This is a genomic window from Winogradskyella undariae, from assembly GCF_013285155.1.
GTDB classification, from domain to species: Bacteria; Bacteroidota; Bacteroidia; order Flavobacteriales; family Flavobacteriaceae; genus Winogradskyella; species Winogradskyella undariae.
Genome location: NZ_JABTEL010000002.1, coordinates 209,399 through 223,133, shown reverse-complemented (window position 1 = coordinate 223,133; position 13,735 = coordinate 209,399). Strand labels below are relative to the sequence as shown.

At 32.0% G+C, this 13,735-nt stretch carries 11 protein-coding genes, 1 tRNA gene and 1 riboswitch; of the genes, 11 read left to right on the top strand and 1 reads right to left on the bottom strand.

What is annotated here, in order from left to right:
* The first annotated feature begins 11 nt into the window (after nt 1–11).
* The 6 genes from HSX10_RS03270 (at nt 12) to HSX10_RS03245 (ending at nt 8,007) form a co-directional block, all read left to right on the top strand.
* Nucleotides 12–1,193: an ABC transporter permease gene (locus HSX10_RS03270; protein ID WP_367651250.1), complete on the top strand. Its 1,182-nt coding sequence runs from the start codon at nt 12–14 to the stop codon at nt 1,191–1,193.
* Nucleotides 1,190–2,374, top strand: coding sequence for an ABC transporter permease (locus HSX10_RS03265; RefSeq protein WP_173586775.1), 1,185 nt, complete (start codon nt 1,190–1,192; stop codon nt 2,372–2,374). The genes HSX10_RS03270 and HSX10_RS03265 overlap by 4 nt, the downstream gene beginning before the upstream one ends.
* A 162-nt stretch (nt 2,375–2,536) precedes the next feature.
* Nucleotides 2,537–2,765, top strand: a riboswitch (cobalamin riboswitch).
* Nucleotides 2,766–2,799: 34 nt separating this feature from the next.
* The gene (locus tag HSX10_RS03260; RefSeq protein WP_254453189.1) at nt 2,800–4,635 is read left to right on the top strand and encodes a TonB-dependent receptor plug domain-containing protein; all 1,836 of its coding nucleotides are present in this window, start codon (nt 2,800–2,802) and stop codon (nt 4,633–4,635) included.
* A gap of 4 nt (nt 4,636–4,639) precedes the next feature.
* Entirely contained in the window at nt 4,640–5,728 is a 1,089-nt protein-coding gene (locus HSX10_RS03255; RefSeq protein ID WP_173586774.1) for a YncE family protein, read from the top strand.
* Nucleotides 5,729–5,749: 21 nt separating this feature from the next.
* Nucleotides 5,750–7,036 (top strand): YncE family protein, encoded by a 1,287-nt coding sequence (locus tag HSX10_RS03250; protein WP_173586773.1) that lies wholly within the window; start codon nt 5,750–5,752, stop codon nt 7,034–7,036.
* Nucleotides 7,033–8,007, top strand: coding sequence for a T9SS type A sorting domain-containing protein (locus tag HSX10_RS03245; RefSeq protein ID WP_173586772.1), 975 nt, complete (start codon nt 7,033–7,035; stop codon nt 8,005–8,007). Before HSX10_RS03250 ends, HSX10_RS03245 begins: the two co-directional genes overlap by 4 nt.
* Nucleotides 8,008–8,181: 174 nt before the next feature.
* Here the strand turns inward: HSX10_RS03245 and HSX10_RS03240 are convergent.
* Nucleotides 8,182–8,256: transfer RNA gene (locus HSX10_RS03240), tRNA-Pro, on the bottom strand.
* Nucleotides 8,257–8,494: 238 nt separating this feature from the next.
* Between HSX10_RS03240 and HSX10_RS03235 the strand changes: the two genes are divergently transcribed.
* Genes HSX10_RS03235 through scpA form a run of 5 tightly spaced genes read left to right on the top strand, consistent with a single transcriptional unit; the run spans nt 8,495 to nt 13,456 of the window.
* Complete coding sequence (locus tag HSX10_RS03235) at nt 8,495–8,938, top strand: c-type cytochrome (RefSeq protein WP_173586771.1); 444 nt, start codon at nt 8,495–8,497, stop codon at nt 8,936–8,938.
* A 55-nt stretch (nt 8,939–8,993) separates the two neighbouring features.
* Nucleotides 8,994–9,599 (top strand): uridine kinase, encoded by a 606-nt coding sequence (gene udk / locus HSX10_RS03230; RefSeq protein WP_173586770.1) that lies wholly within the window; start codon nt 8,994–8,996, stop codon nt 9,597–9,599.
* A complete protein-coding gene (locus HSX10_RS03225; RefSeq protein WP_173586769.1) occupies nt 9,599–9,925 on the top strand; it encodes an FtsB family cell division protein in 327 nt (108 codons plus the stop codon). Before udk ends, HSX10_RS03225 begins: the two co-directional genes overlap by 1 nt.
* A complete protein-coding gene (locus HSX10_RS03220) occupies nt 9,918–11,285 on the top strand; it encodes a methylmalonyl-CoA mutase subunit beta (RefSeq protein ID WP_173586768.1) in 1,368 nt (455 codons plus the stop codon). Before HSX10_RS03225 ends, HSX10_RS03220 begins: the two co-directional genes overlap by 8 nt.
* A 47-nt stretch (nt 11,286–11,332) precedes the next feature.
* Nucleotides 11,333–13,456 carry a methylmalonyl-CoA mutase gene (gene scpA / locus HSX10_RS03215; protein ID WP_173586767.1) on the top strand — a complete coding sequence of 708 codons (2,124 nt, stop codon included), beginning with the start codon at nt 11,333–11,335 and terminating at the stop codon, nt 13,454–13,456.
* Nucleotides 13,457–13,735: the final 279 nt, after the last annotated feature.

Sequence of the window (13,735 nt, the reverse complement as noted above, 5' to 3'; positions counted from 1 at the left end):
TCCCAAAAAGCATGAATTTGCCTTTTTATCATATTTTCAAACGAGAAATGCTCAGGTTAGCACGCCTAAAATCGACTCGGAATTTATTTATAATAGTTCCCGTAATAGTTTTCTTTGTGCTAGGCTCAATATATTATAAAGGCGCATTAAGAGAGGTTTCGGTAGCTGTCTATGATAATGATAATAGTGAACTTAGTAGAACTTATATTCGATATTTAGAAGCTTCACCAAATCTAAAAGTGAGTTATTATATGTCTTCAAACGATGCTATTGAAGATGTTTTTGTTAAAAATGAAGTTCAAGGTATATTTTATATCCCTAAAGATTTTCATAAAGATGTCCTTAAAAGTATTCCTGTTCAATTAAAAATATATACCAACTCTACCAATATTGTTTTCGGAAATCTTCTGTATAAATCAGCTGAGCAAATTACACAATTAGTAAGCGCAGGAGTTGTGGTTAAAAGCATTGCACCTTTAGGAATTAATCCAGATAAAATATTAGGAACCGTTTTACCAATTAAAGTTAACACCAAAGTTTTAGCCAACCCACAGTATAATTATGTCTATTATTTATTACCTGGTTTAGCGACCGTTTTATTGCAAATGATCATCTTTTTTGCTGCCACAAGAGCTTTTAATAATGAATGGAAAAAAGGAACTTATGAAGATTTGCATCGTACTGCTAACGGCAATATATTAGCTATACTTTTCGGAAAATACTTAGCTTATATGATTTATAGCTTAAGTTTATGTGGATTAATATTTGCTATTGTATTTCCTGTTTTCGGTATTCCTATTTATGGTAACATAGGCTATTTATTACTCTTATTATTACTATTCCTTACGGTTAATATATGTCTTGGTTTCGGAATTTCTTTAATTTTTAAATCTGAAGTTATTGCTTTAGACATGGCCATTTTTTACAATTCACCTGCATTTGTGTTTAGTGGATTTACATTTCCAATTTGGGCTATGCCTTGGTTTAATAGCATGTACGCACAAGCGATACCTTACACCCATTTTTTAACTGCCTTTCTTAAAATTTACCAACTAGATACGCCCTTCTATTCTATTGTCCCTGAATTAAGAAAACTTACAATATTCCTCGTCGTTGGTATTTTAATAATTATTACAGGGTTAATAATTAATAGAAAAATCATTTTTCTACAACCAAAAACAAGTGCAATATGAATCTGAAAATCATATGGAGATTGCTAAAAAGAGAAGCAACACTCATACAAACCGATCATAGTATTCTATTAGCATTATTAGCAGCACCTCTACTCTATTTTGCTTTAATGGGAACTACCTACATGAATAAAGATGAAGAAAAAGTAAATGTTGGTATTGTAGATTTAGATCACTCTAAAAGCAGTAAAGCGTTCTTAACAAAACTTAATGCGACTCAAAAAATAAATATTACTGATACGTATACAAATCATGGTGAAGCTGAAAAAGGATTCTATAATTTTGATGTTCAAGCCATAGTTGAAATCCCTAATGGATTTGAAAAAAAATTAATTAATAAAGAAAGTGCACCAATTGGTTTAATTCTTAATAATTCTAAGTTTCTATCCTCTAACGACATTAATAAAGCTGTTAATTTAGTCGCTATGGAATATGCTTCTGACTCACGCCAACAGTTTTTTGAATCGAAAGGAATAAACCCTTCAACGGCCAAAAACAAAGCAAAGCCTGTTACAGCTCAAATTCATGCAGTTTACAATCCGACTAATAATTACGGTAATTTTTTATTACCTGCATTATTGATACTTATTCTACACCAAACTTTATTAATTAGCTTATCTGAAAGTATAGCTTCTGACTGTAAAAACAATCAAATTCTTATTAATTTTGAAGACAGCAAATTTAGTTTTTTTAATTATTTTTTAGGAAAAACAGGTTTCTACATGATACTCTATTTCGCCTATATGACACTAACTTTTCTAGTTGCTTATCCGGCTTTAAACTTACCATTAAACGGTAGCTTATTTGCGTTATTTACAGTAACCTTTTTATTTTTTATAGCCACCATATTTTATACTTGGTTTATATCCTCCTTCTTTAAATCTCAAACGAGTGCTATGGAAATTATGGCATTTACCTCTTATCCCGTATTTTTAATTACCGGAATTACTTGGTCTTTTAAAGAAATGCCTCTCTTTTTACAAAGTATCGCTAATCTTATACCACTGAGACCTTATTTTGAATTCCTAAAAAAACAAACGATTATGGGTCTGGATAGTCAGTTGTATAATAATGAAATTATTCACCTTCTTGCATTATTGTTAGTTGGGTATGTTTTAGCACTTTTAAGGTTTAATTATTTGAGAAATAAAGTTCAAAAATCGGTTATTAACCTTTCTAATTAAATTCTAAAACCTCAACTACCTCAATATATAAATAATCGATAGCGTCTTGTTTATTAAAACATAGATTAGAGCTTAAGAAAAATGAATCTAATTCATCTTTAAATCAACTGATTTTTTTCACTAATTAAGAGATTGTTTTGATCTTAATTCAAATACAATTATTTATCTTTACACTCTATTGGTTTATGTCTATAATTTTATAGATATAATTAAAAGGGAATCAGGTAAAATAGTTGTTAACTAAATAATCCTGAACTGTTCCCGCAACTGTAAGTTTTGTCCCATTTGGGATGCCACTAATGAAAATCTTCAAATATCCACTGTTCTTTAGAATGGGAAGGAACATTAGTCGGACACGAGTCAGGAGACCTGCCAATATTACCAACAATTAACACAGCAGCTTTCGGGTAAAAAGCATCGGGTTTATGAGATATTTTGTATGCACCATATTATTTTGCATAGGTTTTTCGTCTATGCTTCATTCGCAAACCGATTCCATCACGGCTTTGAGAGAGGTACGCCTTATTGCCTACCGACTTAAAGATTCTACCTATACAAGAAATGTAACTATTGTAAAAGATAGTGTCTTAAAACAAAATCAAGCTTCTCTAACTAATTTTCTAAACTTTAATAGCACGGTTTATTTTAAGGAGAATGGTTTAGGTATGGTTTCTTCACCCTCTTTTCGTGGTACAACAGCATCACAAACCTCTGTACTTTGGAATGGTATTAACATTAACTCACAAACCACCGGACAAACCGATTTTAATACCATAAATACACGTGGTTATAATAAAATAGAAATAAAACCTGGCGGTTCTAGTGTTGCCGATGGAAGTGGCGCTATTGGCGGCTCTATAAATCTGGTAAATGAACTCGGTTTTAATAAAGGATTTCATAATGAACTTTTTGCTAACTACGGAGAGTTTAACACCTATGGCATAGATTACCAAACTAATTATTCATCAGAAAAATTTAGTGTGCTTTTAGGCATTGCAAGAAATGCTTCTGATAATGATTATCCCTACCCAGAAACTGACCGCATCAATATTAATGGTCAGTATCATAATACTAACATTAGTTTAGCGGCAACTTCTAAATTAAATTTAAATAACACCCTAAAAGTTTTTGCGAATGTTTATGATGGTAGGCGAAATTTTTCAGTACCAACACCAAACGCATTAAAAACAAAATATACTGACTTTAACACACGCTCTCTTGTAGAATGGGAAAGTCATTTCAGTAAGTTTAAGTCCAATCTAAAGATAGCAACCACAACAGAAGAATACCGTTATTTCGGTAACATAGACAATGATTTTTACACCTACGGAAAAGTGACGAGTTTTATTTCTAAATACGGCCTAGACTTTGCTCTTTCTAATAAGATATTGCTTACCGCAGGAATTAATTACACACACAATGATGGTAAAGGTTCTAATATTGCTTCAGAAACACGCAACTTATCGGCTGCCTTAATCAGTTTTAAACATGTACTTTCAGAAACGTTTCTTTATGAATTAGGATTACGTCAAGAAACGAATGAACAATATGGAAATCCACTTTTATATTCTGCAGGTTTTAGTACAAAGCTTACTGATTTTTATCAACTAAAAGTTAATACGTCTAAAAACTTCCGAATCCCGACTTATAACGATTTGTATTGGCAAGGTGTTGGGAATCCGGACTTAAAACCAGAAGAATCTTATCAAGGTGAAATTAGCAATAATTTCAATTTTAAAAACCTTTCTATTTCCTTAACAGGTTATTATAATTACGTAGAAAACTTATTACGTTGGGTGCCTGACAGCTCTGGTATTTTTAGACCAGAGAACACTAATAAAGTTCAGATTTACGGACTAGAATCTGTCGTTACAGCTCAGAAATCATTTGGAAATCACAAATTCACGGGTTCTGCAACCTTTGCTTATACTGTTTCAGAAAATAAAGAAACAGGAAAACAGCTCATCTATGTTCCGTTTTACAAATTCACGACTTCTTTTGGGTATAATTATAAAAGAATTTCGGCCTATTATCAATACCTTAATAACGATGAGGTTTTTACCACCACAGATCATGCTACCGAACATATTTTAGACAGCTATATGGTTGCTAATTTAGGAGCAGAATACACATTAGGAAAAAATCGTGACTATAAAATAGGAGCGCAAATATTAAACTTCTGGAACGAATCTTACGAAAGCGTTCTCAACCGCCCAATGCCTGGTCGGAATTTCAATTTCTATTTACATCTAAAATTTTAAACAAATGAAAAAATATTTTTACAAACTCGCAAGTCTGCTAATGTTAGTTTTAATCACTATGACATCATGTACTAGTGATGATAGAGACGATCCTATTTCCGTACAACCACCATCTGGAGATTACACTGATGGAATTTTTATTTTGAATGAAGGTGGATACGGTTACTCTAATGCTTCTGTTTCATTTTTTGAAAACACAGGTGAAGTTTATAATTCTATTTATTCTGAAGTAAACGGAATGGGTCTTGGTGATACAGCGCAAAGCATGGGGTTTTATGGTGAAAATGCATATCTCATAGTAAATAATTCGGCTACTATAGAAGTTGTTAACCGTTATACTTTTGAATTTATAGCAACGGTGAGCGATATGATTGTAAATCCTAGATATATTGAATTTAGTGACAATAAAGGTTATATAACCAATTGGGGAGATCCAAATGACGTTAATGACGATTATGTTGCCGTTTTAAATTTAGATACAAATCTTATAGAAGCTACAATTCCGGTAGCGGAAGGTCCTGAAAAAATACTACTAGATAACGGTAAACTTTACGTAACTCACAAAGGAGGTTATGGCTATGGCAACACTATAAGTGTTATTGATGTAGCATCACAAAGTGTTTTGAATACTATTACTGTAGCAGATGTACCCGACGGAATAGTTATTGACAACGGTTTTCTTTATGTGATGTGCTCTGGTAAAGCATCATGGACAGGAGATGAAACCCTTGCAAAACTTTTTAAGATCAGCCTATCTAACACTAACGAAACCATAGTACTTAATTTTTCAGCAGAACAACACCCTAGCTATTTAGAGTTTGAAAATGGAATTTTGTATTACACCTTAAATAATGAGGTTTACTCTATAGATAATAATGCTTTTCAACTACCAGAAAATTTCGATTTTTCACCAGTAGCAGATGGTGTAGAGATTCTTTATGCTTTTAAGGTATATCAAGGTGCTATTTATATTGCTGACGCTAAAGATTACACTTCTAATGGCGAAGCATTTATTTACAATCTAAATGGTGATTTACAAAATCAATTTTCTGTTCAAATCATTCCAAATGCATTTTATTTTAACAATCTATAACGAATTAAAAACTATTAAATTATGAAAAACAATTACAAAAAAGCATTTTACATTTTAACAGCAATTCTACTTTCTGCAAGTAGTTATGCACAAGACTACTCTGGTGGTGTATTTATCTTAAATGAAGGATTATATGGTACCGATACAGCTTCTCTTTCTCACATAAATGAAAGTGGAACATTAGATAATGATATTTTCACGACTCAAAACCCTAGTATGACTTTAGGAAATACAGGACAAGGTATGGGCTTTAATGACGATTATGCTTACGTGGTACTTAATGGTAGTAATGAAATAAAAATCATTAACAGTACTACTTTTGCATTTGTAACCAGTATAACAGATCAAATAAGCAACCCTAGAAACATTACTTTCTATAACGGAAATGGTTATGTAACAAATTGGGGAGATGGTTTTGACACTACAGATGATTATGTTGCTGTAATCGATTTAGCTACAAACACCGTTACCTCAACAATATCTGTTGTAGAAGGTCCGGAAGAAATTATACAAAAAAACGGAAAACTATTTGTTGCTCATCAAGGTGGCTACGGATTTGGTAATACTATTTCTGTAATTGATATAGCTACTAATACAGTAGAATCAATTACCGTAGGCGATGTACCATCTACAATAAAAGTTGAAGACAATTATCTTTATGTTCTATCTAGCGGAAAACCATCATGGACAGGTGATGAAACTCTTGGTAGCATTCATAAAATAGATTTATCTGATTATGACAACCATGTTACAATTGATTTTCAAACTACAGAACATCCAAGTTTTTTAGCATTAGGCGAAACTGATTTATACTATGTTCTCAATGGAGACATTTATAAAATGGCTTTAACAGATACAGCACTTCCAACAGTTGCTTTTAATTCATCTAATAATGCACAATTACCTTATGGATTCGATAAGATAGACGACAAACTCTATTTATTAGATGCAGTAGATTATGTAAGCTCAGGAAAAGTGTTTGTATATGATGAAAGTGGAAGTTTACTTACAGAATATACTGTAGGACCATTACCTAATGGTGTTTATAAAAGCGAAAGTACTTTAAGTGTAAATGATTTTGCTTTTGAAACGACAACTTTATATCCTAACCCAGCATCAGGAAGTTTTGAATTAAACCTTACTGAAAATGCGAATATCAAAATGTATGATGTCTCTGGTAAATTAGTAAAAGCTGTAAAATACACAAACACGCAGCCAATAGCTTTAGACGGTATCGAAGCTGGTATGTATTTAGTTAATGTGGAAGTAAAAGGAAATTCTACAACTTTAAAATTAATCGTAAAATGATCAAAGTAATCTTTCTCTTCCTATGTTCTAGCTTTGTTTTACAAGCACAAAATTACGCACCTGCTGCGGGTCAAGCAGGATCTACAGCAATTGCTGCAGACAGCGATGTTTTTGTAGCCTGGGCAACCGGCATAGAACTACAACGTGGATATGTAAACATCTCTAATCCTTCGCAAGAACATGAAGGTAGTAATTATGCAACTTATGGAGTTGCAGAAGATGCTTTAGGTATAGCAACTAATAATGTAGTAAGCTTAGGTGATGCTGGCGAAGCTGTACTAACCTTTGAAACACCAATAGCTAATGAAGATGGTTTTGATTTTGCTGTTTTTGAAAACAGTTTTAGTGATACATTTCTAGAATTAGCTTTTGTTGAAGTGAGTTCTGATGGTGTTAATTATTTTAGATTTCCATCTCATAGCGAAACACAAACAGAAACACAAGTTGGTGGATTTGGAAATGTTGATCCTACATATATCAATAATCTTGCAGGAAAATATAGAGGTCTTTTCGGAACACCTTTTGACTTATCTGATATTGAAGATGATGCTTTATTAAACAAAAATAATATTACACACGTAAAAATTATTGATGTTGTGGGAAGCATAGATCCTGCTTATGCTAGATATGATAGTTTTGGTAATGCCATTAATGACCCTTTTTCAACGCCATTTTATTCTAGTGGATTTGATTTAGATGGTATCGGTGTTATTAATCAGCAATCTTTAAGTATCGATGATGAAGAATATTCAGTAGTCTCTATCTATCCTAATCCTGCTTCAAATAAATTACACATCAATTCTACTGAAAAAGTTGAAGTAAGTATTTATGACATTCTTGGTAAATTAGTGATTTCAAAAGAAGTTAACTCTAATAATGCTATAGAAATATCAGAACTTAAAAGTGGTATTTACTTAGTTAGAATTGCATCAAAAGGAAAAGTAAGTCAACATAGACTTATTAAAAACTAGAAGATAATTTATACAAATGCTTTCCTTACTACTTTGGAAAGCATTTTTTTTATAAAAACGTATTGACTAAAAACACTTTACTTGCTAATAATCAATAACTTAAAAACATAATTAAAAACAAAAAACTCTGTAAATCATTAGACTTACAGAGTTTTTTTATTTGGGATAAAGTAGTCGGGGTGGCAGGATTCGAACCTGCGGCCTCCACGTCCCAAACGTGGCGCGATAACCGGGCTACGCTACACCCCGAATTTGTATTCTCAATTTCGGACTGCAAATATACATCTTTTATTTACATAATAGCAATATTTTTTACTTTTAAATTTTACTTAAAAAAAACCACAACTTAAAAAAGATCTAAAATTTAATAATATACCCTTCTATTTGCGTTACAACTTAATAGAAAAACAGAATAAGAAAGATCAATAAGGTATTTTTAAGAAACCAAATAACTATATTTATATGGGTTCACTAAATTAATAAAAGAATGAAAAAAATAATTATTATAAGTATTTCTCTATTCGTATTAATAGCATGCAATTCAAATGAGAAAAAATCTAAAAGCACAGCTCAAAATAATAGTGTTACAAAACAAGATTTACCATTACTAAAAGAAAGTATAGAACGCGGTAAAATAATCTATAATAAGTTATGCATTACATGTCACCTAACTGATGGAAAAGGTGTATCTAAAATATTCCCTCCTTTAGCAGATTCTGACTTCTTACAAGAAAATCAAACAGAAAGTATTAAAGCTATTAAACACGGACTTACAGGCAAGATTACAGTTAATGGTATTGATTATAATAGTGTAATGTCACCTCTTGGTCTTTCAAATAAAGAAGTCGCAGATGCTATTAATTATATCAATAACAATTGGGGAAATAATATTGACAACTTTGTAACTCCTGAGAAAGTTTCAGAATTATAAACACAATACAACTTAAAAAATATAAATTTGCAGCATAAACTAATCTGAATTAAATATGCTTATAATAGGGATTGCAGGTGGTACAGGCTGTGGAAAAACAACAGTTGTCAACACAATTTTAAATGAACTACCAGAAGGTGAAGTCGGTGTGATTTCACAAGATTCTTACTATAAAGACACCACACATTTAAGTTTTGAAGAACGTGTTAAAATCAATTTTGATCATCCAAGATCTATAGATTTTGATTTACTTAGAGAACATCTTGAAGATTTAAAACTAGGAAAATCTATTAATCAACCCGTTTATTCTTTTGTAAAACATAACCGAACAGGAGATGTCATTGTTACTAAACCTAGAAAAGTAATGATTGTAGAAGGGATTTTAATTTTATCGCATTCAGAGATCCGAGATCTATTTGATATTAAAATATATGTTCATGCTGATTCAGACGAACGTTTAATTAGAAGACTTAGGCGTGATATTACAGAACGTGGAAGAGACATCAACGAAGTACTTCAACGTTACCAATCCACATTGAAACCAATGCATCAGCAATTTATTGAACCAATGAAAGAATACGCTGATATTATTATTCCAAATAACAAATACAACACGGTAGCTGTAGATATCGTTAAAACCATAATTAACGAACGTTTATAATGCCAAAATTCAATAAAAAATATCTAAAACCATTTAAGAACATTTATGTTATTGTTCTTGCCGTGTTTTTGGTTTGGATGTTCTTTTTTGATGCACATTCATGGTTATTTCATCATGAATTAAATAATGATATTGAAGAATTAGAGTATCAAAAAGAACATTACAGAAACGAGATGGCTAAAGATAACAAAGCCATTAAAGAACTGAGCACAGACGAGGGTATTGAGCGTACAGCGAGAGAAACCTATTACATGAAAAAGTCTAATGAAGACATTTTTATTATAGAGTATGAAGACAGTATCGCGAAACAAAAACGAGATGAGTAAATCATTATTTAAGGATTTTGAAGCCGTATCTTCAAAAGCGTGGAAACAAAAGATTCAATTTGATCTTAAAGGAGCAGATTACAACGAAACACTTATTTGGAAAACCAATGAGAATATCAATGTAAAACCGTTTTACCATGCTGATGAATTTAAAACCTTACCCGAAGTTTCTAAAAGTAGAGCTACTAATTTTAAAATCAGTCAGGCTATAAATGTTACAGATTCTAAAATCAGTAATTTAAAAGCTTTAGATGCCATTAAACGTGGAGCTGAAAATATTATTTTTAATATAGAATCAGAATCGATATCACTTAAAGAATTATTTCAAAATATTGATTTAGATACTACAAGCGTTGATTTAAAATGTGATTTTCTATCTGTAGATTTTATAAAAAAAGCACCTCAAGCTTCTTCTATAAACATACAAACAGATATTATTGGTCAACTTGCTAAAACAGGAAATTGGTATAAAAACCTTAACGCTGATCATAGTGAGTTTGAAAAAATTGTAAAAACATCAAATCAACTAAGTATTGATTCTGCTTTATACCAAAATGCAGGAGCTACCATAGTTCAGCAATTAGCATATTCTTTAGCTCATGCCAATGAATATTTAAATTATTTAGATAATAAACGATCTAGCGAAGCCAAGCAATCCCTACAAGTAACATTTAATATTGCCGTAGGAACAAACTATTTCTTTGAGATGGCAAAAATCAGAGCACTTCGTCAATTATGGTCCACTTTAGCATCAGAATACGGTGTTAATGATTCATGCAGAATCATAGCAACACCAAGTAATCGTAACAAAACTATTTACGATTACAATATTAATATGTTGCGTACAACTACAGAATGTATGAGTGCTATTCTTGGAGGAGCAGATGTAATTTGTAATGCTCCTTACGATACTCTTTTTCATAATTCGAATGAATTTGGAGAACGTATTGCCAGAAATCAACTTTTAATATTAAAAAATGAAAGTTATTTTGATAAGGTAAATAACCCGGCAGATGGATCATATTATATAGAAAGTATTACAAAACAATTGGCAGAAAAAGCACTTGATCTTTTTAAAGATATTGAAGCTAATGCTGGTTTTTTAAGTCAACTTAAAGAAGGTACTATTCAGAGAAAAATTAAAGAAAGTGCCGCAAAAGAACAAGTTGATTTTGATACTGAAAAATTAGTTTTATTAGGAACAAATAAACATCCTAATTCTGCTGATAAAATGAAAAATGAAATTGAAAAAAGTCCGTTTTTAAAAATCGAAAAGCGTAAAACTTTAATTGTTCCGGTAATTCAAAAAAGATTATCTGAGAATACAGAAATTAAAAGACTAAATAACGAAGAACACTAAATAGAAATCAACTTTATAGTTCTTTTTCATCTCTAACCTTTAACTTAATGTCAAGAAAAAATCTTCAACATATAGCTTTAAAACCAGAAGTAAAATCCTTGACTAAGGTCAAAGAAAAAAACTTTTCTACAGCTGAAGGTATTGCCATCAAATCAACGTATTCTAAAGAAGACATAAAAGGATTAGAACACCTCAATTTTGTTGCTGGAACAGCACCAAACCTTCGCGGCCCCTACTCTACAATGTATGTAAGAAGACCTTGGACTATTAGACAATATGCAGGATTTTCAACCGCTAAAGAGAGTAATGCATTTTACAGACGTAATCTCGCAGCAGGACAAAAAGGCTTATCTGTAGCATTCGATTTAGCAACGCATAGAGGCTATGATTCTGATCACGAACGCGTAGTTGGAGATGTTGGTAAAGCTGGTGTTGCCATCGATTCTGTTGAAGATATGAAAATACTCTTCGACCAGATTCCTCTCGATAAAATGTCAGTTTCAATGACCATGAATGGAGCCGTATTACCAATTATGGCATTTTATATTGTAGCTGCAGAAGAACAAGGTGTACAAGCTAAAGACTTAGCAGGAACAATTCAAAATGATATTTTAAAGGAATTTATGGTGAGAAATACTTACATCTATCCACCTACACCTTCAATGAAAATCATCTCTGATATTTTTGAATATACGAGTAAAAAAATGCCTAAATTCAACAGTATTAGTATTTCAGGTTATCACATGCAAGAAGCTGGTGCCACCTGTGATATAGAATTAGCCTATACTCTAGCTGATGGATTAGAATATATTAGAAAAGGATTAGCGGCAGGTATGGACATTGATACTTTTGCTCCTCGCCTATCTTTCTTTTGGGCTATTGGCATGAATCATTTTATGGAAATTGCTAAAATGAGAGCGGCAAGAATGCTATGGGCAAAATTAGTAAAGCCCTTCAATCCTAAAAACCAAAAATCATTAGCGTTAAGAACACATTGCCAAACCTCGGGTTGGAGTTTAACCGAGCAAGATCCTTTTAATAATGTAGCAAGAACCTGTATTGAAGCTTCTGCAGCAGCTTTTGGTGGGACACAAAGTTTACACACCAATGCGCTAGACGAAGCCATTGCTTTACCTACAGATTTCTCTGCGCGTATTGCGAGAAACACACAAATTTATTTACAAGAAGAAACACAGATTACAAAAACGGTAGATCCATGGGCAGGTAGTTACTATGTTGAAAAATTAACCGCTGATATTACAGAAAAAGCTTGGAGTTTAATCCAAGAAGTTGAAGAATTAGGAGGCATGACCAAAGCCATTGAAGCTGGCATACCTAAGTTACGAATTGAAGAAGCTGCTGCTCGTAAACAAGCTCGTATAGATTCTACACAAGATATTATTGTTGGTGTTAATAAATACCGTTTAGAGCAAGAAGATCCTATTTCTACCTTAGAAGTAGATAACCAATCTGTACGATTACAACAAATAGAACGCTTAAACACTATAAAAGCGACTCGGAATCAGACAGAAGTCAAAGAAGCATTATTAAAATTAACAGAAGCAGCTAAGACAAGTGATGAAAATTTATTAGCTTTAGCCATAGATGCAGCTCGTAAAAGAGCAACATTAGGAGAAATAAGCGATGCTTTAGAAGTTGAATTTGGACGCTATAAAGCACAAATAAAATCATTTTCAGGCGTGTATAGTAAAGAAATTAAAGACGATAAAAGCTTTCAAAAAGCGAAAGAACTTGCCGATAAATTTGCAGAACAAGATGGCCGTAGACCTCGAATTATGATTGCAAAAATGGGACAAGATGGGCATGATAGAGGTGCAAAAGTCATCGCTACTAGTTATGCAGACGTTGGTTTTGATGTTGATATCGGTCCTTTATTTCAAACTCCTAAAGAAGCTGCAAAGCAAGCCATTGAAAATGATGTACATATTTTAGGCATCTCTTCATTAGCTGCCGGACATAAAACTTTGGTACCACAAGTTATCGAAGAACTTAAAAAATATGGCCGTGATGATATAATGGTTATTGTAGGTGGCGTTATCCCAAAACAAGATTATCCTTATTTAATAGATGCAGGTGCTGTTGCCGTTTTCGGACCAGGAACTAAAATTAGCGATGCTGCCATTCAGATTTTAGAGATTTTAATCGATTAATTATTCAGTAAAGCTAAATTCAAAAAATAATTATATCTTTTTATAAACTTAAAGTATTAAGTTTTTCAAATTAAAAAACAGCGTAAAATCATCATATAACTGATACCAATTATTAATGTTGGTGAAGACAGCCTACCTTCTATTTAAAAAATTAAAGAAAACTTTCATAGTATAATAAGGAAAGAAAATCTAGAAATAGAAGTATCCGAAACACTCAGGCTAAATCGAAAGCAAAAGTGATAATAACATTAAATTTTTCCTCTTTTTTTAAATAAAAAA

Excerpts from the sequence above, each read along its gene's own strand:
- HSX10_RS03225 (WP_173586769.1), top strand. The coding sequence starts at position 9,599 with ATGCCAAAATTCAATAAAAAATATCTAAAACCATTTAAGAACATTTAT.
- HSX10_RS03260 (WP_254453189.1), top strand. The coding sequence starts at position 2,800 with ATGAGATATTTTGTATGCACCATATTATTTTGCATAGGTTTTTCGTCT.
- udk (WP_173586770.1), top strand. The coding sequence starts at position 8,994 with ATGCTTATAATAGGGATTGCAGGTGGTACAGGCTGTGGAAAAACAACA.
- HSX10_RS03220 (WP_173586768.1), top strand. The coding sequence starts at position 9,918 with ATGAGTAAATCATTATTTAAGGATTTTGAAGCCGTATCTTCAAAAGCG.
- scpA (WP_173586767.1), top strand. The coding sequence starts at position 11,333 with ATGTCAAGAAAAAATCTTCAACATATAGCTTTAAAACCAGAAGTAAAA.
- HSX10_RS03250 (WP_173586773.1), top strand. The coding sequence starts at position 5,750 with ATGAAAAACAATTACAAAAAAGCATTTTACATTTTAACAGCAATTCTA.
- HSX10_RS03270 (WP_367651250.1), top strand. The coding sequence starts at position 12 with ATGAATTTGCCTTTTTATCATATTTTCAAACGAGAAATGCTCAGGTTA.
- HSX10_RS03265 (WP_173586775.1), top strand. The coding sequence starts at position 1,190 with ATGAATCTGAAAATCATATGGAGATTGCTAAAAAGAGAAGCAACACTC.
- HSX10_RS03235 (WP_173586771.1), top strand. The coding sequence starts at position 8,495 with ATGAAAAAAATAATTATTATAAGTATTTCTCTATTCGTATTAATAGCA.
- HSX10_RS03255 (WP_173586774.1), top strand. The coding sequence starts at position 4,640 with ATGAAAAAATATTTTTACAAACTCGCAAGTCTGCTAATGTTAGTTTTA.
- HSX10_RS03245 (WP_173586772.1), top strand. The coding sequence starts at position 7,033 with ATGATCAAAGTAATCTTTCTCTTCCTATGTTCTAGCTTTGTTTTACAA.